The following is a 24,436-nucleotide window of genomic DNA, read 5'->3' on the forward strand; positions in this document are numbered from 1 at the left end:
ATAACCTCCTAAGACCTTTTTCATAAATTTAAATTATCTCATCTAACCTTTTCTATCTCCTCTAATTACAAAAACAAAACCTAGAGCAAAGTTCACCTCCCTTTTAAGAACCCACCCAACAGCACATTGCAGGTAAGCCTTTGGTGCCGAGGCAGGGACTTGAACCCTGACGAACTATGCGTTCACTAGCCCCTCAAACTAGCGCGTCTGCCATTCCGCCACCTCGGCACTTTTAATTAGTATAAATATAAAATTTTATAAAGTCAACCTTTTATTTAACCAAAACAAACTCAAGCTGACTTTTTAGATTATTTAATTCTTCATCTTTGCGTTTTAAATAAATGGCGGAGGGGGTGGGATTCGAACCCACGGCCCCAATAAAGGGGACACCGATTTTCAAGACCGGCTCCTTAAACCGCTCGGACACCCCTCCAACATTAATTCAAGCATTAAATATTGTATCATATTTTTAAGAAAAAAATTAATGGAGCGAAAATGAATAAAAATTATTATGAAAATATATTGAATAAATTAAAAGATTATTTTGGCAATATTAATAGGATAGATGAAGACTTCTTCCACGAACTAATCAAAGCAGTACTTTCGCAAAACACTACGGATAAAAACTCCATACAAGCTTACAACAATCTTATAAAAATCATAAATTATGATTTGAAAAACCTATCAAATGATAAATACTACACCAAAGTCAAAGAATCTATTAAGATCGCTGGACTTACCAATCAAAAAACCAAAACATTATTTGCTCTTGGTAAAAAATTTTTTTTAAATCAAGAATACTTAGAAGCAGAAAAAAGAATCAGAAAATTAGAAGTTTCTGAAATTATCAATACATTTCTTGCCATTGACGGAATAGGTTTAAAGACTATTTCCTGTGCAATATTATTTGGTTTAAAAAAGAGTTCCTTTCCTGTTGACACCCATATTTCTAGAATTGTTCAGAAGATTAGAAATAAAAAAATAAGCAAAAAAAACATTCAGTTGGAAATAGAAAACTCTATTAAAGATCGAGAGAAACTAAAAGCCCTTCATTTATATTTAATCGAATTAGGTAGAAATATTTGTGGATCAAGAAAACAAGATTGCCAAGTATGTCCTATCAGAGAACTTTGCGAAGATTATCGTTCAAAATAACTTTCATCCTGCCAATTGGTTCAATTGGCTCAGGTTCAATCCCTTTAAGCAATGCAAGGTAATAACTAGCAAAATCAGTTGCATATATAAGGTCAAGCCCTGCCAAAACATGATTTTCCCCAAAACCAAATACGTCCATTACTTCAATCCCCTCAGAATTTAAAAATGTCTTTACGGTACTTATGATAGTAGATAATAAAACCGATTCCCTTTCTGGAATCCTAAAAATCAAAACAATATAATCCTCTTTATTATCAACTAGAGAAATTGGAACAATTTGATTATGCGAAGCCTCTGGTAAAAAGGAATAATAAGATAGTTGTTTTGCATTCTCTTCAAGTTGAGATTTAAATCTATAAGCAATGTTTTTACTAATCGACTCTACCCCCCAAAGTATAATATTTTTCTTATTAGCAAGCTTAAATGCAATTCTTTTTGAAATGTTATCTTCAAAATCAACTTCAGGCAAGTATTTATTTTTAATATTCGAACGCCTAACTATTTCGCCCCAAATATCGCTTTCATCATATTCAGTCCAATTATTTACTAACGCATATTTAAATAAAATAGAAAGGGTAAAAGGCATGGCAGCTCTTGGTGCTCTACCAGAAGGCACACTAATGTGTTGCCAATTTAGATTTTCACACAACTCAATCATTTTCCCCCCAGATGAGATGCCCACGCCTTTAAAACCATTTTTGGATATCATCTCAACACTCTTTAATGTTTCAACAGTATTACCAGAATAACTAAAAGCAAAAACAAAGCTCTTAGCAGGATCTGGCAAATTTTCACTTCCATTCAAAATAGAAAAGAAATAGACTTTTTTATTAACGTTCATAATTTCAGTAAATATTTTAGGTGATATGGCAGAACCACCTATTCCAAGAAAGATTATATTTTCTATATCAAGCATGTCTACTTTGCCATCTTTATAAAAAGTTAGATCTTGGTAAAAGTCTTTCATATGGTGAGCAATATCAGAAACATATACGTCCATTAGTTTTTTGTCCATTGTCCCTTTTCCTCCTTATAAACAATAATTTATTAAGTTACGTTACATTGAACCCCTAATTCTTGGTCTAACTCCTGAAGACGTTTTATTCTGTTGTCTGTAGAAGGATGATCAGAAAATATTTCATATGCTTTACCAAAATTTTCCTTGTCTACAGTTTTGAGCCTTTCCATAAAGGTGATCATTGCACAGGGATTATAACCAGCCCTATAAGCATAGATTGTACCATAGTGATCTGCTTCGTATTCTTCCTCACGGCTATAACCTAACATCACTAGATTCTCTGTTATTCCAGCCGCATATTGAATTAAAGTTGAACTTCTTGCTAAAAAGAGCTGTAGCAATAAATTTGCATAGAATTCCCTTTCAATATTTTTTACAACATGTCTTCTACATACATGACCAATTTCGTGTCCCAAGACACATGCAAGCTCATCATCCGACTTAACAAAATTTAACAATCCCTTGTATACATAAATGAATCCCCCCGGAAATGAGACAGCGTTGATCTGATTTATGTTAACGATCTTAAAGCTATAAGGTAAATCTTTTCTATCGCAAACTGACACCAATCTTGCACCGATACTTGAAACCTTTTCGTTCCAATACTGATCATAATACAATCCATATTTCTTTTCAAAACTTTTAGAGGCGTCTCGACCTATTTTTATCTCTTCTTGTGTAGAAATTAAAGATGCACTAGCACTTTTAGGCAAAATCATAGAAGAAGTTAATGTAAAAAAAAGCACCAAAAAACTACGCCGTTTCATCACCATTTTCTCTGTGCCACTGATCTATAGAAATTTCTTCCTTTAATCCATCCTCATACATTATAACAAATGAGTTTTTCAGATATCTATTTTCAATAACCCTTCCTATACCCCTTGAAGTTCTAACTAAATCATCTATGTTTGGAAACAAAGATTTGCAGCAGCTATAAAATGGATACTCATATGACATACAGCATAAAAGTCTTCCACATACGCCTGATATCTTTGTAGGGTTCAATTGCAAACCCTGATCCTTAACCATTTTCACTGATATTGTGTCAATTTCATCTAAAAATGTGGCACAACAAACCTCTCTTCCGCAGCTTCCTATTGCACCCAATAACTTTACAGCATCTCTTGAGCCAACTTGAAATAATTCAACCCTAGTTTTTTTTACTCTTTTTGTGATCTCTTTAATTAATTCTCTAAAGTCAACTCGCCCATCAGCTGTAAAGTAAATTGTAATTTTAGAACCATCTGAGTTATACACAGCTTTGAGAAATTTCATTTCAAGATTTAGTTCTCTAGCCAGTTCTTTCGAGAGTAAAAGAATTTCTTTCGCTTTTTCTTCTCTTTCTTGAATTCCACTAATATCTTCTTTGCTTGCTAGTTTAATAATCTTTTTAACCTTTTCAATATTATCAGGTGTTCCATCTACAATCGAATCAATAATTCCCATTTCTATTCCGAAATTACCTTCAACAACAACGCAATCGCCCTTTGAAAAAATTTCCTCAGACGAAAAATATCCAAATCTTCTTAATGGCAAAACCTTTACAAAATAATAGTTCATTCTAGCTCCTTTGAATCTAACAAGAAATTTGTAATTAAAAATATTGATGAAGGATTAACTCTGTTTAAATAAAATTCGTTCGCTAACTTTATTTTACCTAAAGCTTCAAGATATTTGACAGCAGTTATCTCTCTATTTTTAAATAGTTTTAACAGTTGAGATTTAAAAAAAAACAGAGAAAGATAAGGTTCTGGATCTTTATAGACATCATCGAACGAATAATTTTGTTTATTAGATCTTTCAGATTTAATAAAATTTACCATTAACTGAAATCTTTCTCTCATATTTTCCAATATTACTTCGTCTTTGCCATCTAGCAAGCCAGGACATCCATAGATGAGATCGCCAAATTCTTTGTTATCTTGAAAATATCTATTCATATCAATAAGTAGCTTTGTACTTTCTTTGTCTGAAAATAAAGGAACATAAATTTCAATACATCTTGATTTCAAAGTAGACATCAACTGGAAATCAGATAAAAATATAAAATATGTATTAGCTGGTGGCTCCTCTACTATTTTTAAAAAGAAATCAGGAACTTCAACAACATCTCTCATTCTTTGAGGATCATTCCCAAATTCAACATATACAGTAACAATTTCATCGTTAATCCTCTTCTGCCACAAGATGTCGTTTAAAAGCTCCCTCAAAAAACTTCTATCAGATAATTGCTCATTTTGAACTTGTTTACCAAAAACAAATGAGAAAAAGTTTGGTTTGTTCTGGTATAGAGAGTCAAACTTATAACCATAAATCCTTTCTAAAAGACTTCTTACTATTTGTTTTTTCAAACACCCTTTTTGACCCCATATCATAAATGACTTTATATTTAGTTCTTCAATATTTTCAAACAACCTATCAAAAAATTCAAATCTTTTTTCAAACATTTTATTAAATATTTCTCTCTAAGACCTTTTGTAAAACAATTTTATGAAGTTTATCTTTATCAAATTTTGGATGCAATAAAAAAAATCTATTGGGTTCCATAGATGCAAGATAAAGATAGCCTGCTCTTACCCTATTGTGAAAATTTATATTCTCGTTTTCCATCCTATCTTTATCCTCCGAAAACCTCTCGCTTGCTTCCAAAAAGGAAAAGTCAAAGAGAAAAGTCAAATCAGGTTTAATCCCTTTTGTTGCAAACTCGTCAATCTTTTTTAAAAATGAAAGATTAACACTTCTTCCATACCCTTGATAAGCAAAGGTTGAATCAGAAAATCTATCACAAATAACAATTTTGTCCTCTTTCAATGCTGGAAAAATGTACTCGTTAACTAATTGAGCCCTACAAGCGGCAAATAAAAATACCTCAGCTTCGACAGAAATATTTTTTCCAAATAACAATGCTTTTCTGATATGTTCTCCAAGCTCAGTGATCCCAGGATCCTTTAAATAAATTGCATCCTTCCCTAAGGCTATTAATTTATCGTAAAGCAATCTTGATTGAGTTGTTTTACCACTTTTTTCAATTCCTTCGAAAGTAATAAAAAGACCCTTCTTTTTATTTTGCAAATATTTTCACTCTTCTTCTAGGTTCTTCATCCAAACTTTCAGAGAACAAATTGTATTTTTCAGCCAATTGATGCTGTAACCTTCTAAAATAGGCATTTCTCGGACTAAGCTCGACTGAAACTTTATCTCTTAAAACCTTTTGGATAGCTTCTTCTGCTTCCCTTAAGGCTTCAAATTTCTCAAAATCTATATCTTCAAAATTAACAGATCTAAGCTGAGCAATTTCAGACAAAATCTTTCTTGCTTGTGTTATAGTGTTACTTCTCATAACATATATCGGAAGATTTTTTTCTTCAACCTCATCAAAAAACTTGCCTCTTGCCTTCAAAAAACCCTTTAATGTTATAACAACATCCGCAATGTCTAGATCTTTAACTATATTTATTGAAATCCTTAACTCATTTGAAACCCTTTCCAAAATATCTTTACTTACACCAAAAGAAAAGATATTTAAAAATTCTTTAGAAACATTTACATCAAGATTCTTTTTTGTTTCAAAGTTGCCATAAGAATCTCTATTAGGAAGCCTTTCTTTTTTTAGTTCCATACGTTGCTCTTCAATTATTACTTTACCGTCACTAGATTTTGAGCGTACTTCTGGCCTTATTTGTTCTCCCCTTAGCAACTGATCAACAACTTTATCTACGTTTTTGTGTATAACCATCTTTTCTCTGTCTAAAAGTTCTATAACTACATTAAAAGTTGGTTGGGTTTTTCTTTCTTGAATTGTTTTTTGAGTTCTTCTTCTCTTAGCTTCTTCATCTGACAAAGTAACAACTTGAACACCTCCCACAAGATCGCTCAGGGTTGGGTTCATAATTAGATTTACTAAACTATTACCATGGGCAGTTGCAATAAGTTGAACCCCTCTTTCTGCAATAGTTCTTGCTGCTTGAGCTTCCAATTCTGTCCCAATCTCATCAACGATTATAACTTGTGGCATATGGTTTTCAACAGCTTCAATCATAACAGCATGTTGTTTTTCAGGAGTAGGAACTTGCATCCTCCTTGATTTTCCTATTGCAGGGTGAGGGATATCACCATCCCCGCCTATTTCGTTAGAAGTGTCTATTACAATAACTCTTCTTTTCATGTCTACAGATAAAACTCTAGCAATCTCTCTCAATTTAGTAGTCTTTCCTATGCCAGGAGGACCCATTAAAAGGATGTTCTCTTTACTTTCAACTATATCCTTTATTATATCAATAGTGCCAAAAACAGCTCTGCCAACTCTAAGAGTTAAACCGACAATTTCGCCAGATCTATTTCTTATACAAGAAATTCTGTGTAATGTTCTTTCTATTCCAGCCCTGTTATCGCCCGAAAAAGCGCCAACTTTTTTCGTAACATTCTGTAGATCTTCTCTTGTTACCTGTCTGGTATTTACTTCAAACACATCGTCAGGAAATCTAACTTCAGGATATCTGCCAAGATCTAAGACAATTTCAACAATATCATTAAGATCTTTAAGTTCTAATACACAACATTTAAAATCATCGGGCAAAATGTCAATAAGACATCTTAAATCATCAATAGTTTCATTTAGTCCCAAATAAATTCACCTTCCATAATTTAATTTGGCTTTAAATGAGGAAAGAATATAACATCTCTTATCGAAGGAGAATCAGTCAGGAGCATAACTATTCTATCAATCCCTAAACCTAATCCACCGGCTGGTGGCATTCCGTGTTCAAGTGCAAAAATAAAATCGTCATCCATCATCTGAGCCTCTTCATCGCCACTTTCTTTAAGCTTTGCTTGTTCTAAAAACATATTTCTCTGATAAACAGGATCATTTAATTCGCTATGTGCATTCCCTATCTCCCTACCAGCCACAATTAGTTCAAATCTATGTGCCTTTTCAGGATTTGAAGGATCTCTTTTTGCCAATGGTGAAACTTCTGCAGGATAACCAAATACAAAGGTAGGCTCTTCAATCTTTTTTTCTACAAGATGCTCAAATATTTCAAGCTTTAATCTTCCAATTCCCCACTCACTGCTAAACTGACATCCTAAATCCTTTACAAAAGACTGCAAAAAAGCTTTGTTTTTGAGTTGTTCGTCAGTTAGGCCAACGTATTCCTTTATAGATTCATCAAAATCAATTCTTCTTAAAGGAGGCTTAAAACTATACGTCTTTCCTTGATAAACCACATCGGTAGTTCCTAAAACGTTCTCACAAAGGTAAACTAAAAGCTCTTCTGTAAGAAGCATCATACCGTCTAAGTCAGAATAAGCTTGATAAGCTTCAAGCATTGTGAATTCTGGATTGTGTTTTACTGAAACTCCTTCGTTTCTAAAAGACCTGTTTATTTCAAAAATTTTATGAAAATTACCAATTAAAAGTCTTTTTAAATACAACTCCGGTGCAATTCTTAAAAATAAACTTTTTTCCAAAACATTATGATAAGTTACAAATGGTTTTGCAGAAGCTCCACCTGGGATCAAATGTAACATAGGTGTTTCAACTTCTAAAAACCCTTTACTTTCAAAAAACTTTCTAATAAAACTTATTATTTTACTCCTCTTAACAAATATATCTCTTGTTTTTTGATTTGATATAAGATCTAAATACCTAAACCTATATCTGAGTTCTACATTTTTTAAACCGTGCCATTTTTCAGGTAGCGATCTTAACGCCTTCGATAATATCTTTAACTCTTTAACTAGAACTGTAATTTCACCTGTTTTAGTTCTAAAGATGTTCCCAGAAACTTGAATAAAATCTCCAATATCAATATAATTTTTGAAAAAATCATATTGCTCACCTAAAATATCTTTCTTTAGTTGTATCTGAATTTTTCCAGTAAAATCAATTATATCTGCAAAACTCATTTTCCCATGAAGTCTCTTAGAAAAAAGACGACCTACTACGACTATATCCTCTTTATCGGTTATCTTGTTATCTTCAAAATTACGTTTTATATTAGAAATATAATCAACGAAATTTGACTTAACAGGATATGGATCAACCTTCATTTCCCTTAGGGCATTTACTTTCAAAAGCCTTTGCTTATAATATTCATCTTCTAAAGCTTTATCACTTAAAAAAGGCTCTTCTTCATGCTCTTTCAATGCTTATCACCTTTAATCTTAAAGTCTGACCTCCTGGCGTATGAACGTTTACTTCATCTCCAACCTGTTTCCCATACAAAGCCTTACCAACAGGAGACTGAAATGATATTTTTCCATTTATAGGATCCGCCTCAATAGGTTCTAAAATAGTATATTCCTTTATTGTTTTTTTGTTAAGATCCTTTACAACAACTTTACACCCAATACCTACTCTTGATAGTTCTATCTTGTCTTTATCTATTATCCTTGCATTTGAAAGTTGAGCTTCTAGCTCATTGATCCTTGCAAGAACCATAGCCTGTTCATTTTTTGCCTCTTCATATTCAAGATTGCCAAAGTCCTCTGCAAAATCTTTTGCTTCTTGAATTCTTTCGGATATTTCTTTTAGTTTAATATCTCTAAGATATTCAAGCTCATTTTTTAATTTATCGTAGCCCTCTTGAGTCAAATTAATTATTTCCTTCATATGACCCTCCTACTCCTGTACTAAAATTCCTATGTATTATAGTTACTAGAATGAATATTGTAAACACTAAGGGTTCCCTGAAACCTCTATTTTATAGTCTAAACTTCTCCAATTAGATACCATATTGGGGCCAGAATCGGATGGTGAATTTAATATTACTAATGTAACACTATCTCCAGGCTGCCCTAAATTGAAAGTATAACTAACTGTATCATAATATCCAAATCCTATTTTAGTGTTTTTGTAAATTCCATTGCTGGTATAAAAATACAAATTAGCAGTTGGCACAATCGCACCTTTCAAAATTACCTTTATTGTACAACTAGAAAAGGAGGCTAATCTAGAAAATGTAATAAAAAACCATCTCGACTGAGGAGGGCCAAAAAAACTGCCCGGAATAGGAGAATAGTATTTCTCCCTCTCTTCTTCAGTCAAGTAGACAGATGCCTTATCGGAATCCCAAAAAGGGTTATCATTGCTCAATACTATAATTGACACTCTTTGAATCGAATTTTGCTGTCCTGGAATAAATTCACCCGAAGAAAAGTCTAAATTAAGGCTGCTATTTAAAGGAAGTTTTGCTAGCTGCCATGGAGAAGGAGTAAAAATTAGATCTTGCGCACAAGCAGTTCCAGAAAATATAGCAACAAAAAATAAAAACAAAGAAATAACAAAAAATTCTTTCAAAAAAGATCTATTTAAAATATACAATTGTTACTCCAGCACCTCCTTCATTAGGATCAGCCAAGCTAAAACTTTCTACTTGCGGGTGCTTTTCTAATATTTCATGAATAATTTTCCTTAAGATACCCTCACCTTTACCGTGAACGATTCTCACATAAGGCACATTAGATACTAAAGACTTATCAATGAATTTTTCAACCTTTTGTATTGCCTCTTCTGCCCTCAAGCCTCTTACGCTTATTTCAAAATTAGGGCCTTTACCTTTAAGATCGCTTAAAATTTTATATGTATTTGAGCGATCCCTTATCATCTTCATATCACTCTTTTCTTCGTCAGGGACTAATACAGAATCTTCAACCCAGACTTTAGATTGTCCTGTCTGAACTAAACTTCTATTGCCTTGTTTTTTTATAACCCTACCAGAGATATTCATTGTTGATATACTAACATAATCGCCAATATTTATCTTAATATGATCTTTAAGATTTTCTTCTTTCTTAGATATCTTCTCCTTAATTAAGGTCTTTAGGTCTTCCCACCTCTTTATACTCTCTAATATAGATTCTCTTTTTGATTGGTTTAAACTTTTCTTTAGATCTTTAACAATCAAGTCTGCAGATAATATCATTTTCTCTAGCTGAGAAATCTTTTCTTCATATTGGTTTTTCAAATTACTTTTAAGTTGAATAAATTCATTTTTTAAAGCATTTCTTTCCTCTAATAATTTTATTTCCTTAATCTTTAACTCTTCAATCTTTTTATTATAAAAGTCGGTAAGTTCTTGTAATTTCACCATTTCATTGTAAACCTTATCGTTAAGAAGATATTCCATTGCATCATTAATAATTTCAGAAGGTAAACCCATTTGTTTCGCAACATCTAAAGCGTGACTATTCCCAACTGAATTCCATAAAAGTCTATAAGTAGGGAGATTTGAATTTTTGTCATATTCCATCGCTCCCAAAGTTATTTTAAATCCATTGATATTAGTTAATTTTAACTCAGAAATATGTGTAGTAATACCAACAAAAGCACCCTTCTTCAAAAAATATTTAATAATTGATTTTGCCAGAGCAAAACCTTCTTTGGGATCTGTTCCACTTCCCAATTCATCTATTAAAATTATTGAATCTGCTAGATCATTCTTTAAAAAAAACTTTAACCTGTTTACATGATAAGTAAAGGAGCTTAATCCCAAATTTAAATCTTGAATATCACACAAATCTGAATACAAACCTTTAAAAGCACCAATTTTAGCGTCACTTGCATGAACAAAAAGACCACAAAAAGCCAAAAACACGTTTAACTGTAAATTCTTTAGCGCAACAGATTTACCACCACCGTTTGCTCCTGTTAATATAAAACCTCTTGAATTTTTATTAAAGAAAAAGTCTTGTCCTACAGCATTATTCAAAAGTGGGTGCTTTGCATTTTTAAAATCTAGTATCAATTCATCAACAAATTCAGGTCTTATACAATTATTTTCTTTTGAATAATTGCCTATAGAGAACAAAAAATCCACAGTTTCATAATAATTAATACTTTCTTGAATTACTTCCTTATTATTATAGAAATTTTTATCTAAATTTTTTAATATCTGTTTTAATTCATTCATTTCTTCTTCTTTTTTCAGCCTAATTTTACTAACCATTTGTGCAGAAATATTCGGTTCAACATAAGCTGTTAGTCCTGAAGCTGAGGTATCTCTAATCGTACCTGGAATTTTATCTAAATATTCAATTTTTACAGGAAGCAAATAAAATCCATTTCTTTCAAGAACAATACTTTCTTGAAAATATTTTCTATTCTCTCCCTTAACATAATTATCCAATAAGTTACTGAGTTCTATTTCAAGTTTCTTTATGCTTCTTCTTATTTCATATAGCTTTTCGCTCGCATTATCTTTTATGTTGCCCTCATCATCAAAAACACCTTCAAGAATATTAAAGAGGTTTTTTGGAAAGTTTAATTCTAAAGAGTATTTATAAAAGAAGTTATAATCAAGTCCTGTTTTCAAAAAAAACTCCTTAGAAACCTTAACTGCCTTTAAAAATTGCAAAAAACCAAAATAATTCCTAAAAGAAAAAGAATAGTGATTTTTGTAATTGATAAGAGACTCAATAGCGACTTCAGACAATTTTTCTCTAGGATCACAATATTTCCACAAGATTTCAATTGCATCAGCGATATACGCTTGTCTTACTTTTATTTCTTGACTTTCAAGCGGTGCAATAGCTAAAATCTTATCCCTAATATAAGGTAAAAAAGCATGTTTACCAATTTTTTTTAAAATTTCCTTATAATCTAGATCATTTGTATCAAATTTAAAGGACATAAAATATATTATAAATTATAATTTGCTTAAGGAAAGAAAATAATTTGCAAAATTAAAAAAATTGTAATAGAATTAAAAAATTGTAATAAAATATTTAAACTGATATGTAAAATTGAGATTAGGAGGCACAATCTTGGACAAGTTTAACGTAATTATAATCGGAGCAGGACCAGCGGGTCTTAAAACCGCAATGAGATTAAGGAGATTAGACTTCAAACAAAAGATCCTGGTCATAGATAAAAGTTCATATCCATCCTTTGCAGCATGCGGAATGCCATTTTACTTAGAAGGTTTAGTCAAAGACTTCGACGATTTACGAAAAACGTCATTTGAATCGTTAAGAAACGAAAATTATTTTAAAAATTATGGAAATATAGATTTATTGCTAAATTATTTAGTTACTGAAATTAATCCTGATTCAAAAACTATCTCAACCTTAAACATGTTAGATAACAAAGAAACCAGATTTCAATACGATAAATTAGTAATAGCTACTGGTTCAAAAGCTATTATTCCCCCTATAGAAGGACTTTCAATTGAAGATGAAAATGTATTTACCTTAAAAGATCCCACAGATTCTATAAAAGTCAAATCATATTTAGATAAAAATGAGGTTAATAAAGTCTGTATTTTAGGCGCAGGTTTAATAGGTTGTGAAATTGCGTCATCCTTATTTAACTTAAATATAGACGTTTCAATTTTTGAAATTTTTGATTGGCCACTTGCTGCGCTTATTGATAAAGAGATAGGGTTATATTTAAAAAAACAGATGTTTAATAATGGAATGGAAGTATATACAAGCGAAAAAATAATAAAATTTATCTCAGAAAACAACAAAACAATCAAAGCTGTTTCTAACAAAAGAGAAGTAGAAGCAGATATGTTTTTGATATGTTCTGGCGTAAAACCAAATACCGAAATAGCAAAAAGAGCTGGGCTTAAGTTGTCTCCGAGAGGATCAATAATTACAAATGAGTTTTTACAAACTTCAAATCCAGATATTTATGCAGTTGGAGATTGTATTGAAATAAAAAATTTAATTACAAATAAAACTTTCTACTCCCCCATGGCGACTTATGCTAATAGATTGGGCAGGCTTGTAGCTAACAATATAATGCAAAACAACTCTCAAGCCTTTGAGGGAGCAATTGGCACTGCTATTGTTAAAATATTGGAAATAAACGTTGCAAGGACTGGCTTAAGTGAAAGAGAGGCCAAGGAATCGGGTATAGACTTTGAAACGATATATTACTCTGGCTTTGACAAGCCACACTATATGCCTGGAAGTAATAAAATGAATATTAAGTTGATTTTCGACAAAAAAACTGATAATTTAATTGGCGCTCAATGTATTGGCAACAAGGCTAGTGTTGACAAAACAATTGATGTTGCTGCAACAATAATTCAGAATAAAATTCCATACTATAAAGCACTAACTCTAGATTTATCTTATTCACCACCTTTTTCAAATTCCGTAGACATCCTAGTTCAAGGCTTTCAAATATATGAAAATAAAAAGAACAAGATGTACAAAGCCATTTCCTTTGAAGAAGTAAAAGAAATTTTAGAAAGAAACAAAGAAAGCGAGGACATAGTATTATTGGACGTAAGATCGAAAGATGAATTTAAAAGAGTTCCTTCGCCCTTCAAGAATGCTATCAATATTCCTATTGATTTTTTATATAGTTCTGATTTAGAATATATTAAAAATAAAAAAATTATTATATTTTGCGGAACTGGTTCAAGATCATACCAGGCATCAATTATGCTTAAAAGCAAAGGATTTGAAGAAGTGTACAACTTAGAAGCAGGTTTGAGTGGTTTTTATTAAAACTAAGAGGTGAACGAATTTGGAAAATGAATTCGGTAAATTTTTAAAAGAGGCAAGAATAAAAAAGGGTATAAATCAAAGAAGGCTTGCTTTGTTATCGGGTATAGATCCTGGTTATGTCAATAAACTTGAATCAGGCAAAATGCCTCCTCCATCTCCGAAGGTTTTAAAAAATATAGCTGCTGTACTCGGATTAGATGAGTTGGAGTTATATTTAAGAGCAGGTTATATTACTGAAGACCTAACAAAGAAGTTTTCCGAAGAGCCAGAATTTAGCATGATGTTTTATGCCTTAAAAGTTTTATCAAAAGAGGAGCAAAAAAACATACTAGATTTTGTAAAACTTAAACTAGAAAATTGGGAAAAGGCAGATAAAGAGAAAAATTGATTTTTTCATCATGATGATTTATAATTAACCTATTGATTGATCTTAAAATAATTTTGATAAAAGAGGGGGAGCAAAAATAACTTCTTTAAAAGAATTAATAGAAAAAAATGATTTGCTCAACAAAATTCACATCCTTTTAGATGAAAATGCGTTTGAGGATGTTTTTTTGGTAGGAGGAGCAGTTAGGGACCTACTAGTCGGCAGAGAAATAAGCGATTATGATTTCCTTGTCTCTGAGGGCTCGGTAGCGGATGTAGCAAAGTTATTAGTAAACAATTTAGGTGGCAAGTTCTTTTTTCTAAAAGGTGCTAATTACACTGCCAAAACTATTCGTATAATAAAAGAGGGTTTACAAATAGATATTTCTGAACCAAAAGGAAGCAATTTACAAGAAGATCTCTTAGAAAGGGATTTCACAATAAACTCGATGGCCATCAGAATGAGTGACGGAGCTCTCTTTGATTCTGCCGAAGGAATCAGAGATTTAATCAATAAAAAAATTAGATTAACTAGTGACCTTGCTTTTATTAAAGATCCTGTCAGATTAATTAGAGCTTATAGATTTGTAGCCGAAATGAATTTCCAGTTGGATGAAAGAACAAGTATTTTAATTATGGAACAAGCACCTTTAATTTCTCAGGTTCCGTCAGAAAGGGTGCGAGATGAAATTTTTAAGATATTAAACTTAAAAAACTCAAGCAACGTTCTTTATAATCTATATAAAGTAGGAATTTTAAAAGTAATTTTTCCAGAATTGACATTGCTAGAAAGAGTAAGTGCAGAACCTCAAAGATTTCATCACTTAAACGGACTTGAACACTCCTTTGAAGCCTTAAGATGCCTTGAAAGAATTTTGCTTTTAAAATCACCTATTTGGCAAGACATTTCAGAAAAACTTACCTTCTATCTAAATCATATAATTGGTGGAGGAAGGAAAAATATACAGCTGTTGAAATTGGCTACTCTTTTACATGACGTTGGAAAACCAATAACTATGAAATTTGACTCAAATAAGATAAGTTATCTAAATCACGATCATGAAGGAGCAATAATTGTTGAAAAAATTGCAAGAAGGATGAGACTTTCAAAATCAGAAATAAAGGAACTAAAACACCTTGTTAAGAATCATATGCAACCAATTTTCATACCTATAGAAAATCCTGAAGCACATATATTAAAATTCTTGAGCAAAACTTATCCTTATACCGTTAATATCACTCTTCTTAGCCTAGCAGATAGATTATCAAGTAGAGGCCAAAAAATTACTTTATCTTACATATTAGAGCGATACAGACTATACAAAAAAATAATTAAAACAGCTTTATATTATGAACCTCCAAAAAGGCTTCCATTGAACGGAAAAGAAATAATGAATCTGCTAAACCTAGAACCAGGTCCAGCTGTAGGTATAGCCTTAAAAATGCTCAAAGGAGCTATGATTAGAGGAGAAGTTAAAGACGAAGAAGACGCAAAGGCTTTCCTCCTTGAGAAATTCAATAACCTAAAAATAAAAAAATAAAGCCCTTTACGTGCATAACCTGAAAAGTCTATCATAAAAATCTGGAAAAGAAATTGAACAACAAGAAGGGTTGTCTATTGTGCTTTCTCCTTTTGCTAAAAGTGCAGCAATACTAAAAGCCATTGCTATTCGGTGATCATCAAAAGTTTTAATATTTGTAGATTTAAGCTCATTTATACCATTTAAAATAAAGCCATCCTCTTTCTCTATAATATCTACACCCATATTTTTTAAATTAAAACAAATTGCACTTATTCTATCGCTTTCCTTCTTTCTTAAATCAAAGGCACCGGATATTTCACTTTTACCTTCAGCTAAAGCCATTGCAATCGAAATTATAGGTATTTCATCTATAATTTTAGGAACTTCCGCGGGAACGATGTCTGTAGCCACCAACTTCTCTACCCCTTCTACAAGAATATTGCCAATTGGTTCAGGATCAGAAGAAATATATTCAAGAGCTATTTTTGCACCCATTCTTTTGAGAACATCAATATATCCTATCCTTAATGGATTAAGGCATACGTCCTTTACTATTAGCCTAGACTTTGATACTAATGTCGCAAGGACTACAAAAAATGCCGCAGATGAAGGATCTCCAGGAACAGTTAGTTCGAATGGTGCCAATTCCTGTGAAGGATAAACATAAACTGAATTCTCAATTTTTTTTATGTTTATTCCCAAAAAAGAAAGAATAAGTTCAGTGTGATCTCTTGAAGGAAATGGTTCGGTAATAATACTATTTGAATTTGCCTTAAGACCTGCTAAAATCAAACAAGACTTTAGTTGTGCACTTGAAATTGGCATATTATAATTGATTCCATCAAGACCATTTTTATTCCCAACAATTGCTAATGGAGCAAGAAAATTTTGTCTTGAAAATATATTTGCGCCCATAATGGATAAGGGCTTAACTATTCTTCCCATAGGCCTATTTCTTAGGGAACTGTCACCCGTCAAAACATAGAAACCCCTTTTTTCAGCAGCAAGCAACCCAGAAAAAAGTCTTATTGTTGTACCAGAATTTCCACAATTTAACACATCTGATGGTTCATCCAAATCCCTTAGTCCTTTTCCCTTAATTACAATTGAATTTTCAAGTCTTTCTATTCTTCCTCCTAGTTGCTCTACAATTGATAGAGTAGATAAGGTATCAGCTCCTAACAAGGGATTTCTAATAATAGAGGTACCTTTGCTTGATAGTGCAAAAATAAAAAGTCTATGAGTAATAGACTTATCAGAAGGAACATAAATCTCTGAAGAAAAACTTTTAATTTTTCCCGAAATTTTCATAATTTAAAACCTCCCTCTAAATTCTCTAGCTGCTACAATTTCTGATCTTAATGCTTCTAAGTCTTCCTCAAGAAACTCTCTAAGAGAGGCTAAGGTATCAAAATATGAGTCAACAACTTTTGAAATTTCTTCTTTATTTAATTTAAATATGGAATAAGTGAAATTTGGATTTTGGAGGGCTAGTCTAGAGGTATCTTTAAAACCAGGACCAGCAACCAAATTTAGATAAGGAAAGTCTTGATTGTATTTCTTTAATGTATTTGATAGGGATACTGCTATAAACATGGGTAAATGACTAATCAATGATACAAGAGTATCGTGTTCATGGACACTATTAATTAAGTAAACATTAACACAAAGATTTGTTTTCAAAAAATTAGAAAGTTCATCAACTAAATGCCTAGCCTTTTCATTTTTAATTATTAGAAATGGCCTGTCGATAAAAATTTCTTTAAACGAATTTTTGTATCCACTATACTGAGTACCAGCCATTGGGTGAGTACTTATAAAATTAACCTTTTTAGGGATTATCTTAATAACTTCATTAAAAAAGTGCGATTTTACACTCGCCACGTCACATACTATGCAATTTTCTTTAAGATATGGAATAATTGCCTTAAAGGCATCTAAAGTTTTCTCAATACTTACACAAACAAATACAAGATCACAATTAGAAACGTTAGAATCAATTTCATTACTTAAATGCGAAAAAATCCCTTCAGATTTGGCAATATTAATAGTTTCTATATCGTAATCAAATCCATAAACGCTATATCCCTTGGAAGCAAAGGCCTTAGAAAGCGACCCACCTATCAGACCAAGCCCTACAATACAAATATTTTTAAAATTCATTGTGTTTATAGCGTTCTATTTAAAACTTCTGCAATAGGACGAATTTCTTTCATTAGAATTTCAAATTCAGTTAAATTTAGAGATTGAGGACCATCCGATAAAGCTTCCTCTGGTCTTGGATGGACCTCTATCATCAATCCATCAGCCCCAGAAGCTATAGCCGCTCTTGCCATTGGTGCCACGAGAGACCTTTTGCCAGTAGCATGGCTAGGATCAACAACTATAGGAAGATGACTAAGCTGCTTTATTAAAGGCACCGCGCTTAGATCAAGGGTATTTCTTGTATATTTCTCAAAAGTTCTTATTCCCCTTTCACAAAGAATAACATTTTCGTTACCCTCAGCTAAGATATACTCAGCAGCCAACAGCCATTCTTCAATCGATGAGGAAAGACCTCTCTTTAACAAAACAGGTTTAGAGCAACTGCCTACTTCCCTTAGTAAGGGGAAATTTTGCATATTTCTTGTCCCAATTTGAAGTATATCAGCATAAGAAGCGACTAACTCTACATCTCTAGTATCCATTACTTCTGTAACAACCTTCAATTTATATTCATCAGCGGCTTCTCTAAGATACTTTAATCCCTCTTCGCCTAGTCCCTGAAAAGAATAAGGACTAGATCTTGGTTTAAAAGCTCCACCCCTTAAAATACTCGCTCCCAGATTTTTAATAGCTTTTGCGACCTCAAAAGATAGTTCCCTGCTTTCAACAGCACATGGTCCAGCCATAATTACTAGTTGCCTGCTGCCAATTTTTAAATCCTTCATATCTATTACAGTATCCAAAGGATGAAATTCCCTGCTTGCTCTTTTATACGGTTTTCTTACTGGAATAACCTCAGAAACTCCTGGCAAAACTTCAAGGGGCTCGACTAGTAATCTTTTGTCTCCAATTGCACCTATTATAGTATGAACCTCTCCCTTTGAAAGATGAACTCCAAAACCTAAGCTTTTCAACTTCTCAACTACCCTATTAATCTCTTCTTCACTTGCTGACGGTTTCATCACAATAATCATCAAAGGTACCTCCAATATAAAACTAATTTAGAAAATAGTATAAAAAATTTATAGTTTTGTCAAAAATTTAATTTATTTATAACTAACTTAAGTTATAATCTTTAGAAAAATAGAAGGAGGTATTAATCTATGAAAAAATTTATTTTTCAAAGGGTTACTGTAGCGCTTCTTATTTGCAGTCTATTTTTTCTATCGCCTGCAAAGCTTTATGCTTTCAATCTCGGTAGTATCTTAGAAGGTGGAGGAATAGCAATAGCAGTTAAAATTTTTGGTAGACAAATAAATGATTTTATTAATACTGCCCTGATGAACAGAAATATATCAACTCAAGAAATGACAAAGGTCGTGCCTATCATCTCAATAGGTAATGGAACATATGTGGGCGCAGCTCAAGTTTCAGGACCAGCCGAAAGAGTTCAAACTGTACAAGCTGTTATGCAGTTAGAGCTTAATTTCAGTGATAACAAATTTAGAATTAAGGCTTTAATACCGTCTGACTCCCTTAATCCATTGAAATTTAGCAGAGTTTTGGGAGTTGGCGTCTCAGCTATGATTGACGTGAAACTGTGAAATTTGAGTTTACATACTTTTTAGCTCTTTCAATAGCCATATCGAGATTAGGCAAGTTGGTTTGAGCGCCATCCTTTTCTAATACAAAAGAAGCCACCGAGGCGCCTATATAGGCACAATCAATAAATTCAAACCCCAGAAGATATGAAGCTAAAAATGCACCTCTGTGACTATCTCCAGCACCAGTGGAATCAATAAACCTTTCAGGTGGAATAGCTGGAATCTTATAATTAAAGCCATCATAAAAGATTTTAGAACCTTTTTCGCCATAAGTGACACATAAAAGCTCAAATTCCTTATATTCCATAATATTTTTTACATTTAAAGTTTCACACAATTTTTTATTTTCAAACTCGTTCATAAATAAGAAATCAACATAAGGTAATATTTCAATTACTTTTTCTGGCTGAGTTAACGTCTGTTGTCCTGGATCAAAGCTTATTTTTATATCTTTGTTAGTCTCTTTCAGTTGCATAAGTAATTTTTTATAAAAATCATAATACCCAGTAGTAAAGTGAAGTATTTTACAAAGACTTAAACTATTTAAAATGTGCTGAATATTCGATTCTAAAATTTTTTCATAATTTATTTTATCTTCGTAAAAATAAATTTGTTGAGCACCGTCAGGCACTCTTGTAATTAAAATACTTCTTGGAGAATACCCATTTGGTATTTTAAATATAAATCTTGTATCTATCATTAAATCCTTAAGATATTTTTCGTATCCATGGTGAAAATCATTATCTCCTACAGCTGAAATAAGACCTGATTCAACAGAGAGCTTTTTTATAGTAACAGCACAATTCGCAGCAGCTCCACCAAAAGTTCTTTTATATTCCTCAGCCAAAACCGCATCGTTTACCATGGCTAGTTTTTTTACAACAAGAATGGTATCAAATACTATTGTTCCAACACAAAAAATCATTCTTCCTCCAGTTTAAAAAATATACAACCAAGCTTAGATTATATCATTAGATAGATAACTATCAAATTTACATGATAAAGCTGTACTATAGATTTTTGAAAGCAATTAATTTATAATAGATGAAAAAATCAAGGAGAGTGTAAATCTTGGAATTATATTTAGATACTGCAAAGATTGAAGAAATAGAAGAAGGAGTAGAACTCGGTATAATTTCAGGTGTAACAACCAATCCATCGCTACTTGCAAAAGCAAATCCATCAGCTCCTATTGATCACTTAAAAAAGATTTGCAGTATTGTAAATGGCCCAGTAAGTGCGGAAGTAGTATCAACAAATTTTAAGGATATGGTTTCAGAAGGCCTAAAAATAGCTAAAATTGCAGAGAATATAGTTATCAAGATTCCTATAACCGAAGATGGTCTAAAAGCTACAAAGATATTATCCAAGGAAAATATCCCTGTTAATATGACACTTGTATTTTCAGAATCTCAAGCCATTTTAGCATCTATTGTTGGGGCAGTATATATAAGCCCATTTATAGGCAGATTAGATGACATTTCATATAATGGGATGAACCTAGTCAGATCAATATCTGAAATTCTGAAGATAACTGGTTCAAAGTCAAAAATAATTGCAGCAAGCATAAGGCATCCGCTACACGTTGTAGAAGCAGCAAAAGCGGGGGCTCATATTGCAACCGTTCCATTTAAAACATTAAAACAGCTCGTACAACATCCTTTGACCGACATTGGACTAGAAAAATTCCTCAAAGATTCAAAGGGTTTATCTATAGTAAAATAACATAAAATCCCCCCCAAGAGGAGTGGGGAATTTTTGGAATTTAAAAGCACTATTCTCGAACAGGATGCACGCGTTACTTTGAAGACCCTCAGGTTAAATTGATATATTCCATAAGTTCGTCTATATCTTCTTTACTCCCCATAAAGACTGGAGTCCTTTGGTGTAGATTGGTAGCCTTTATGTTCAATATTTCATTTTTGCCATCAGTTGCCCTACCTCCTGCTTGTTCTATGAGCAAACTCATTGGGGCAACTTCGTAAAGGAGCCTCAACTTCCCCTGAGGATTTTTTTTGTCTCCAGGATATGCAAAAATACCCCCTTTAAGTAAGGTTCTGTGAACATCAGCTACCATAGAACCAATATACCTCGAAGAATAATTCTTGGACTTTATATTTTCAATGTATTTTTTAAGTGATTCATCCCATTTTTGAGAATATCCCTCATTAATAGAATAGATCTTTCCTCTTGAGGGCATCTTCAGATTGGGATGAGACAAAAGATATGAGCCTATTGATGGGTCTAGAGTAAATCCGTGAGTACCGTTTTTTGTAGTATACATTAGCATAGTAGAAGAACCATAAACTACATATCCAGCAGCAACCTGCTTATAACCTTCCTGGAAGAAATTTTCTACACCCTCACAACACTTTCTGTATATAGAAAATATTGTCCCTACATTTACATTTACATCTATGTTTGATGAACCATCCAGGGGATCCAAAGCAATTACGTATTTACCATCTTTTCCTTTTTCAGGAAAAATAGCATCATCAAGTTCTTCCGAAGCTAAAGCATAAAATTGTCCAGAATCAGAAAGGTGTTCAATTAACCAATTATTTGACAGTTGATCTAGTTTTTGAACTTCTTCCCCCTGAATATTTATCTTTCCTACTTTACCCAATACATCTGCAAGTCCAGCCTTTCTAATTCTTGATGATATTATTTTTGTAGCATTTTCAATAGACATCAATGCAAGACTCAATGACCCCGTAGCCTGAGGAAATTGTCTTTCTTCTTCAAGAATGAAGCGGTTAAGATCTATTCCAATTTCAATCTTAGACACTATTAATCAGCTCCTTCTTCAAACTTCAAAGAGCGGAAATCTACATTTTTATTATTTAAAACAATATTATTTTTATATTCTACCTTTACCAAATTAATATACTTATCAATGTAAGATTTGGTTTCAAAAACGTTTAACTGAGAGAAGAGAAATTCAATTTTTGCTTCTAAAGCATCAAGAATTCTATTTTTATCACTTTCTGACAAATTCCACCATTTTTCTTTTAATGGTCCAAATACCTTTTTTCTTGTTTTATAGATAAACTGTTCTCTAGTCATATTTTCTTTCCATTCTGATTTAAAGTTATCCTCAATGAATTTAAAATTATATTCCCTGAATTCTTCAGGCGCATAATCAAACATAATATTTTGAAATCCTGTAGCCAAATGTATTTCAGCAGTTTTATGTTTTGGAAAGTTGTTAAACAATTCATCAGGTAGTGTTGAAGCCCCATGTTGAACAGCACCTGCTATATGATACTTTTCCCTTGCACATTTTCCAATAGAATCCAAAACGTTAAAATCTAGCTTCACGCTAGCTACTCTACCATCAGGTAAAGGAATGCCCCCGTGGGCAGTACCTGTTTGGACACTTATTTTAGAAATCCCAGGATTTGATTTTAAATTTGATAAAAATCCACCCATAAAGGCCTCAAATTCTTCAACAGTTGAATTTTTACCACCTATATGTCCGATCTCTGCTCCAACCGAAATGTTTATTCCATCTGGCTGAATCGATCTTATAAAATCAGTCATTTTTGCAGTGTTTATATAATTATGATATTGTTGCTCAATTAAAGTTGGCTTTGTATAGTCCACCAAAGTTGACGGGTCAATATCTATATTATAAAAACCTGCTTCTATTGCCTCTTTTGTAATATTTTTTATATTCTCTAATTCTAATTCTTGATTTGAGAAATAATTTTTTGAACTGAACTGAAAGTGATCCCCCTGAACAAAAACAGCTCCTTCATAACCTTCCTTAATGGCTGCAGCTAAGACGCAGGAAATATACTCAATAGGCCTTTGAAATGTATATTCAATCTCAGATTTCGCTATTTCAAATATCATAGCTCCCACATTTTTCTTTAGAGCAACTTTAAAAATCCTTCTTGCAAAGTCATATGTCAAACACCTAATATTTATCGCTGGAACAGTAAATTCTAGCGCTTCTCCTCTTCCCTTTGCAATATATAAATCATGAATTGAAGAAGAAATAACGCCCATCATATTTGCAAATTTTCTTATAAGAAAATAGCAATAATTTTTTATTTCAGAATCTTGAGTAAAAACAGCAGTTCTAATAAGATTATCAATAACATTCTTTCTAAGTTTATCTTTGTTTAAAGTTATCTCTCCGTTAACTAATAACCCATTTTCTCTAAAAATCTTTGTAATTTCTTCTTTTGTCCTAAACAACCTAATCTCCCCTTCCTTAACATTATCAAATTACATTTTTAACAAATATATAACAAAAGCATAAAAATATCAAATCTTTAAGAGTTCTTGTATAGCAAAACAGTATAAGAAAGCCCAAGAGATAACCAAATCAAATAAAACAGACTTCCATTAAAAACTAGAACTGTTAAAGATAGAAACATGCAGGAAAGCAAGACATAAAGAAAGTAGGGTACATCCCTTTTTAAAATCAAATAGAATAAATTTTTAAAAATTGAAAATATAAAGAATGATGTACCTGGTATACTAAAAATTGACATAATAGTTAATATGATTATCGCAATTAATGGCTCTTCCCTTGAAAACCAAAATATGCTTGGAACAGATAAGAATATAAAAAATGCAAAAAATATTGCCTTTAAAGAGAATTTGTAAACAAGATTATATTTTTCTATTACAACATTTTTAAAAAGCAGAAAATAAATAAAACACATGAAAAATATCAATACTGAAAAGAATATTTTAGCTTCAAAATTGTTTATAAGAGTTCTAAAATCAACCACTAATGCGCCGTCAACATTTTTGCCAAATAACGGCCTCACATTTAAAAATGGCGGAGGAGTTTTCTTTGATAAAATTTCAACTATTTCACCTGTTTGAGCTCCACTATCTTTTTTCAAAGAACCATTGTGTATGATTACCTTTCCTGTTATTACAGCAGAATCTTTCAAAATTACATCAGATCGATAAGCAATTAGATCGCCGTTTATCGTACCACTAACAGTTAGTAACGTATCATGTACTATAAAATCGCCGTTTATTACTTGTCCTTGCTCAATAGTTATTTCTTTTTTTATGTCATAATTTTTTAAAGATTTTTCACCTTTATAAGAATGACCAAATCCTTCTCTTGACTGTGACCATACAAAATTTTGGTTCTTTACATAAAGATAAGAATTTAACAAAAAAAATAGTGT

23 protein-coding genes and 2 tRNA genes are annotated in these 24,436 nt (G+C 32.1%); 6 read left to right on the forward strand and 19 right to left on the reverse strand.

The window, feature by feature from the left end; genetic code table 11:
• Positions 1-141 precede the first annotated feature (141 nt).
• Both ACWIUX_RS00580 and ACWIUX_RS00585 read right to left on the reverse strand, forming a co-directional pair.
• Positions 142-228 (reverse strand) — tRNA-Leu (locus ACWIUX_RS00580).
• Positions 229-342: 114 nt separating this feature from the next.
• Positions 343-433: transfer RNA gene (locus ACWIUX_RS00585), tRNA-Ser, on the reverse strand.
• Positions 434-495: 62 nt separating this feature from the next.
• Here ACWIUX_RS00585 and ACWIUX_RS00590 point away from each other — a divergent pair.
• Positions 496-1,155: an endonuclease III domain-containing protein gene (locus tag ACWIUX_RS00590; protein ID WP_448588776.1), complete on the forward strand. Its 660-nt coding sequence runs from the start codon at positions 496-498 to the stop codon at positions 1,153-1,155.
• On the opposite strand, the gene ACWIUX_RS00595 is transcribed toward ACWIUX_RS00590, so the two are convergent.
• From ACWIUX_RS00595 to ACWIUX_RS00640, 10 genes are all read right to left on the reverse strand, one after another.
• Complete coding sequence (locus ACWIUX_RS00595) at positions 1,121-2,170, reverse strand: SIS domain-containing protein (RefSeq protein ID WP_448588777.1); 1,050 nt, start codon at positions 2,168-2,170, stop codon at positions 1,121-1,123. The two genes, ACWIUX_RS00590 and ACWIUX_RS00595, sit on opposite strands and share 35 nt — an antisense overlap.
• Before the next feature lie 32 nt (positions 2,171-2,202).
• Positions 2,203-2,940 carry a M48 family metallopeptidase gene (locus tag ACWIUX_RS00600; RefSeq protein WP_448588778.1) on the reverse strand — a complete coding sequence of 246 codons (738 nt, stop codon included), beginning with the start codon at positions 2,938-2,940 and terminating at the stop codon, positions 2,203-2,205.
• On the reverse strand, positions 2,927-3,733 hold the full coding sequence (locus tag ACWIUX_RS00605) for a PSP1 domain-containing protein (RefSeq protein ID WP_448588779.1): 807 nt from the start codon (positions 3,731-3,733) through the stop codon (positions 2,927-2,929). The genes ACWIUX_RS00600 and ACWIUX_RS00605 overlap by 14 nt, the downstream gene beginning before the upstream one ends.
• Complete coding sequence (locus ACWIUX_RS00610; protein ID WP_448588780.1) at positions 3,730-4,620, reverse strand: hypothetical protein; 891 nt, start codon at positions 4,618-4,620, stop codon at positions 3,730-3,732. Before ACWIUX_RS00610 ends, ACWIUX_RS00605 begins: the two co-directional genes overlap by 4 nt.
• A gap of 4 nt (positions 4,621-4,624) precedes the next feature.
• The gene (gene tmk, locus ACWIUX_RS00615) at positions 4,625-5,245 is read right to left on the reverse strand and encodes a dTMP kinase (protein ID WP_448588781.1); all 621 of its coding nucleotides are present in this window, start codon (positions 5,243-5,245) and stop codon (positions 4,625-4,627) included.
• Entirely contained in the window at positions 5,235-6,797 is a 1,563-nt protein-coding gene (locus tag ACWIUX_RS00620) for a R3H domain-containing nucleic acid-binding protein (RefSeq protein ID WP_448588782.1), read from the reverse strand. Before ACWIUX_RS00620 ends, tmk begins: the two co-directional genes overlap by 11 nt.
• Positions 6,798-6,817: 20 nt before the next feature.
• Complete coding sequence (gene lysS / locus ACWIUX_RS00625; protein WP_448588783.1) at positions 6,818-8,320, reverse strand: lysine--tRNA ligase; 1,503 nt, start codon at positions 8,318-8,320, stop codon at positions 6,818-6,820.
• Positions 8,307-8,786 carry a transcription elongation factor GreA gene (gene greA / locus ACWIUX_RS00630; protein ID WP_448588784.1) on the reverse strand — a complete coding sequence of 160 codons (480 nt, stop codon included), beginning with the start codon at positions 8,784-8,786 and terminating at the stop codon, positions 8,307-8,309. The genes lysS and greA overlap by 14 nt, the downstream gene beginning before the upstream one ends.
• Positions 8,787-8,852: 66 nt before the next feature.
• The gene (locus tag ACWIUX_RS00635; protein WP_448588785.1) at positions 8,853-9,497 is read right to left on the reverse strand and encodes a hypothetical protein; all 645 of its coding nucleotides are present in this window, start codon (positions 9,495-9,497) and stop codon (positions 8,853-8,855) included.
• Complete coding sequence (locus tag ACWIUX_RS00640; protein WP_448588786.1) at positions 9,481-11,805, reverse strand: endonuclease MutS2; 2,325 nt, start codon at positions 11,803-11,805, stop codon at positions 9,481-9,483. Before ACWIUX_RS00640 ends, ACWIUX_RS00635 begins: the two co-directional genes overlap by 17 nt.
• Before the next feature lie 133 nt (positions 11,806-11,938).
• Between ACWIUX_RS00640 and ACWIUX_RS00645 the strand changes: the two genes are divergently transcribed.
• The 3 genes from ACWIUX_RS00645 to ACWIUX_RS00655 all read left to right on the forward strand — a co-directional run bounded on the left by ACWIUX_RS00645 (position 11,939) and on the right by ACWIUX_RS00655 (position 15,543).
• Entirely contained in the window at positions 11,939-13,636 is a 1,698-nt protein-coding gene (locus ACWIUX_RS00645; RefSeq protein ID WP_448588787.1) for an FAD-dependent oxidoreductase, read from the forward strand.
• Between the two features lie 19 nt (positions 13,637-13,655).
• The gene (locus ACWIUX_RS00650) at positions 13,656-14,024 is read left to right on the forward strand and encodes a helix-turn-helix domain-containing protein (protein ID WP_448588788.1); all 369 of its coding nucleotides are present in this window, start codon (positions 13,656-13,658) and stop codon (positions 14,022-14,024) included.
• A gap of 166 nt (positions 14,025-14,190) precedes the next feature.
• Entirely contained in the window at positions 14,191-15,543 is a 1,353-nt protein-coding gene (locus ACWIUX_RS00655) for a CCA tRNA nucleotidyltransferase (RefSeq protein WP_448588789.1), read from the forward strand.
• A gap of 6 nt (positions 15,544-15,549) precedes the next feature.
• On the opposite strand, the gene aroA is transcribed toward ACWIUX_RS00655, so the two are convergent.
• Genes aroA through aroF form a run of 3 tightly spaced genes read right to left on the reverse strand, consistent with a single transcriptional unit; the run spans position 15,550 to position 18,704 of the window.
• Positions 15,550-16,836, reverse strand: a complete 1,287-nt coding sequence (gene aroA / locus ACWIUX_RS00660) for a 3-phosphoshikimate 1-carboxyvinyltransferase (protein ID WP_448588790.1) — start codon at positions 16,834-16,836, stop codon at positions 15,550-15,552.
• Between the two features lie 3 nt (positions 16,837-16,839).
• Positions 16,840-17,688 (reverse strand): prephenate dehydrogenase, encoded by an 849-nt coding sequence (locus ACWIUX_RS00665; protein WP_448588791.1) that lies wholly within the window; start codon positions 17,686-17,688, stop codon positions 16,840-16,842.
• Between the two features lie 5 nt (positions 17,689-17,693).
• The gene (gene aroF, locus ACWIUX_RS00670) at positions 17,694-18,704 is read right to left on the reverse strand and encodes a 3-deoxy-7-phosphoheptulonate synthase (RefSeq protein WP_448588792.1); all 1,011 of its coding nucleotides are present in this window, start codon (positions 18,702-18,704) and stop codon (positions 17,694-17,696) included.
• A gap of 129 nt (positions 18,705-18,833) precedes the next feature.
• Between aroF and ACWIUX_RS00675 the strand changes: the two genes are divergently transcribed.
• A complete protein-coding gene (locus tag ACWIUX_RS00675) occupies positions 18,834-19,274 on the forward strand; it encodes a hypothetical protein (protein ID WP_448588793.1) in 441 nt (146 codons plus the stop codon).
• On the opposite strand, the gene ACWIUX_RS00680 is transcribed toward ACWIUX_RS00675, so the two are convergent.
• Complete coding sequence (locus ACWIUX_RS00680) at positions 19,252-20,199, reverse strand: PfkB family carbohydrate kinase (RefSeq protein WP_448588794.1); 948 nt, start codon at positions 20,197-20,199, stop codon at positions 19,252-19,254. The two genes, ACWIUX_RS00675 and ACWIUX_RS00680, sit on opposite strands and share 23 nt — an antisense overlap.
• Before the next feature lie 146 nt (positions 20,200-20,345).
• On the opposite strand from ACWIUX_RS00680, the gene fsa reads away from it, so the two are divergent.
• Positions 20,346-20,999 carry a fructose-6-phosphate aldolase gene (fsa, locus tag ACWIUX_RS00685; protein WP_448588795.1) on the forward strand — a complete coding sequence of 218 codons (654 nt, stop codon included), beginning with the start codon at positions 20,346-20,348 and terminating at the stop codon, positions 20,997-20,999.
• Positions 21,000-21,087: 88 nt separating this feature from the next.
• Here the strand turns inward: fsa and fbp are convergent, their stop codons facing one another.
• From fbp to ACWIUX_RS00700, 3 genes are all read right to left on the reverse strand, one after another.
• Complete coding sequence (fbp, locus tag ACWIUX_RS00690) at positions 21,088-22,053, reverse strand: class 1 fructose-bisphosphatase (protein WP_448588799.1); 966 nt, start codon at positions 22,051-22,053, stop codon at positions 21,088-21,090.
• An 11-nt stretch (positions 22,054-22,064) separates the two neighbouring features.
• Entirely contained in the window at positions 22,065-23,480 is a 1,416-nt protein-coding gene (locus ACWIUX_RS00695; RefSeq protein WP_448588796.1) for a class II fructose-bisphosphate aldolase, read from the reverse strand.
• A 77-nt stretch (positions 23,481-23,557) separates the two neighbouring features.
• Positions 23,558-24,436: polymer-forming cytoskeletal protein (locus ACWIUX_RS00700; protein ID WP_448588797.1), on the reverse strand; the 879-nt coding region annotated here is incomplete at its 5' end.

The organism is Thermodesulfobium sp. (genome assembly GCF_053498235.1).

Bases quoted from the DNA above. Each gene is read 5' to 3' on its own strand.
- aroF (WP_448588792.1), bottom strand. From the start codon at position 18,704: ATGATTATTGTGATGAAACCGTCAGCAAGTGAAGAAGAGATTAATAGG.
- ACWIUX_RS00640 (WP_448588786.1), bottom strand. From the start codon at position 11,805: ATGTCCTTTAAATTTGATACAAATGATCTAGATTATAAGGAAATTTTA.
- ACWIUX_RS00595 (WP_448588777.1), bottom strand. From the start codon at position 2,170: ATGGACAAAAAACTAATGGACGTATATGTTTCTGATATTGCTCACCAT.
- ACWIUX_RS00675 (WP_448588793.1), top strand. From the start codon at position 18,834: ATGAAAAAATTTATTTTTCAAAGGGTTACTGTAGCGCTTCTTATTTGC.
- ACWIUX_RS00665 (WP_448588791.1), bottom strand. From the start codon at position 17,688: ATGAATTTTAAAAATATTTGTATTGTAGGGCTTGGTCTGATAGGTGGG.
- ACWIUX_RS00605 (WP_448588779.1), bottom strand. From the start codon at position 3,733: ATGAACTATTATTTTGTAAAGGTTTTGCCATTAAGAAGATTTGGATAT.
- ACWIUX_RS00590 (WP_448588776.1), top strand. From the start codon at position 496: ATGAATAAAAATTATTATGAAAATATATTGAATAAATTAAAAGATTAT.
- ACWIUX_RS00600 (WP_448588778.1), bottom strand. From the start codon at position 2,940: ATGAAACGGCGTAGTTTTTTGGTGCTTTTTTTTACATTAACTTCTTCT.
- aroA (WP_448588790.1), bottom strand. From the start codon at position 16,836: ATGAAAATTTCGGGAAAAATTAAAAGTTTTTCTTCAGAGATTTATGTT.
- ACWIUX_RS00680 (WP_448588794.1), bottom strand. From the start codon at position 20,199: ATGATTTTTTGTGTTGGAACAATAGTATTTGATACCATTCTTGTTGTA.
- greA (WP_448588784.1), bottom strand. From the start codon at position 8,786: ATGAAGGAAATAATTAATTTGACTCAAGAGGGCTACGATAAATTAAAA.
- ACWIUX_RS00610 (WP_448588780.1), bottom strand. From the start codon at position 4,620: ATGTTTGAAAAAAGATTTGAATTTTTTGATAGGTTGTTTGAAAATATT.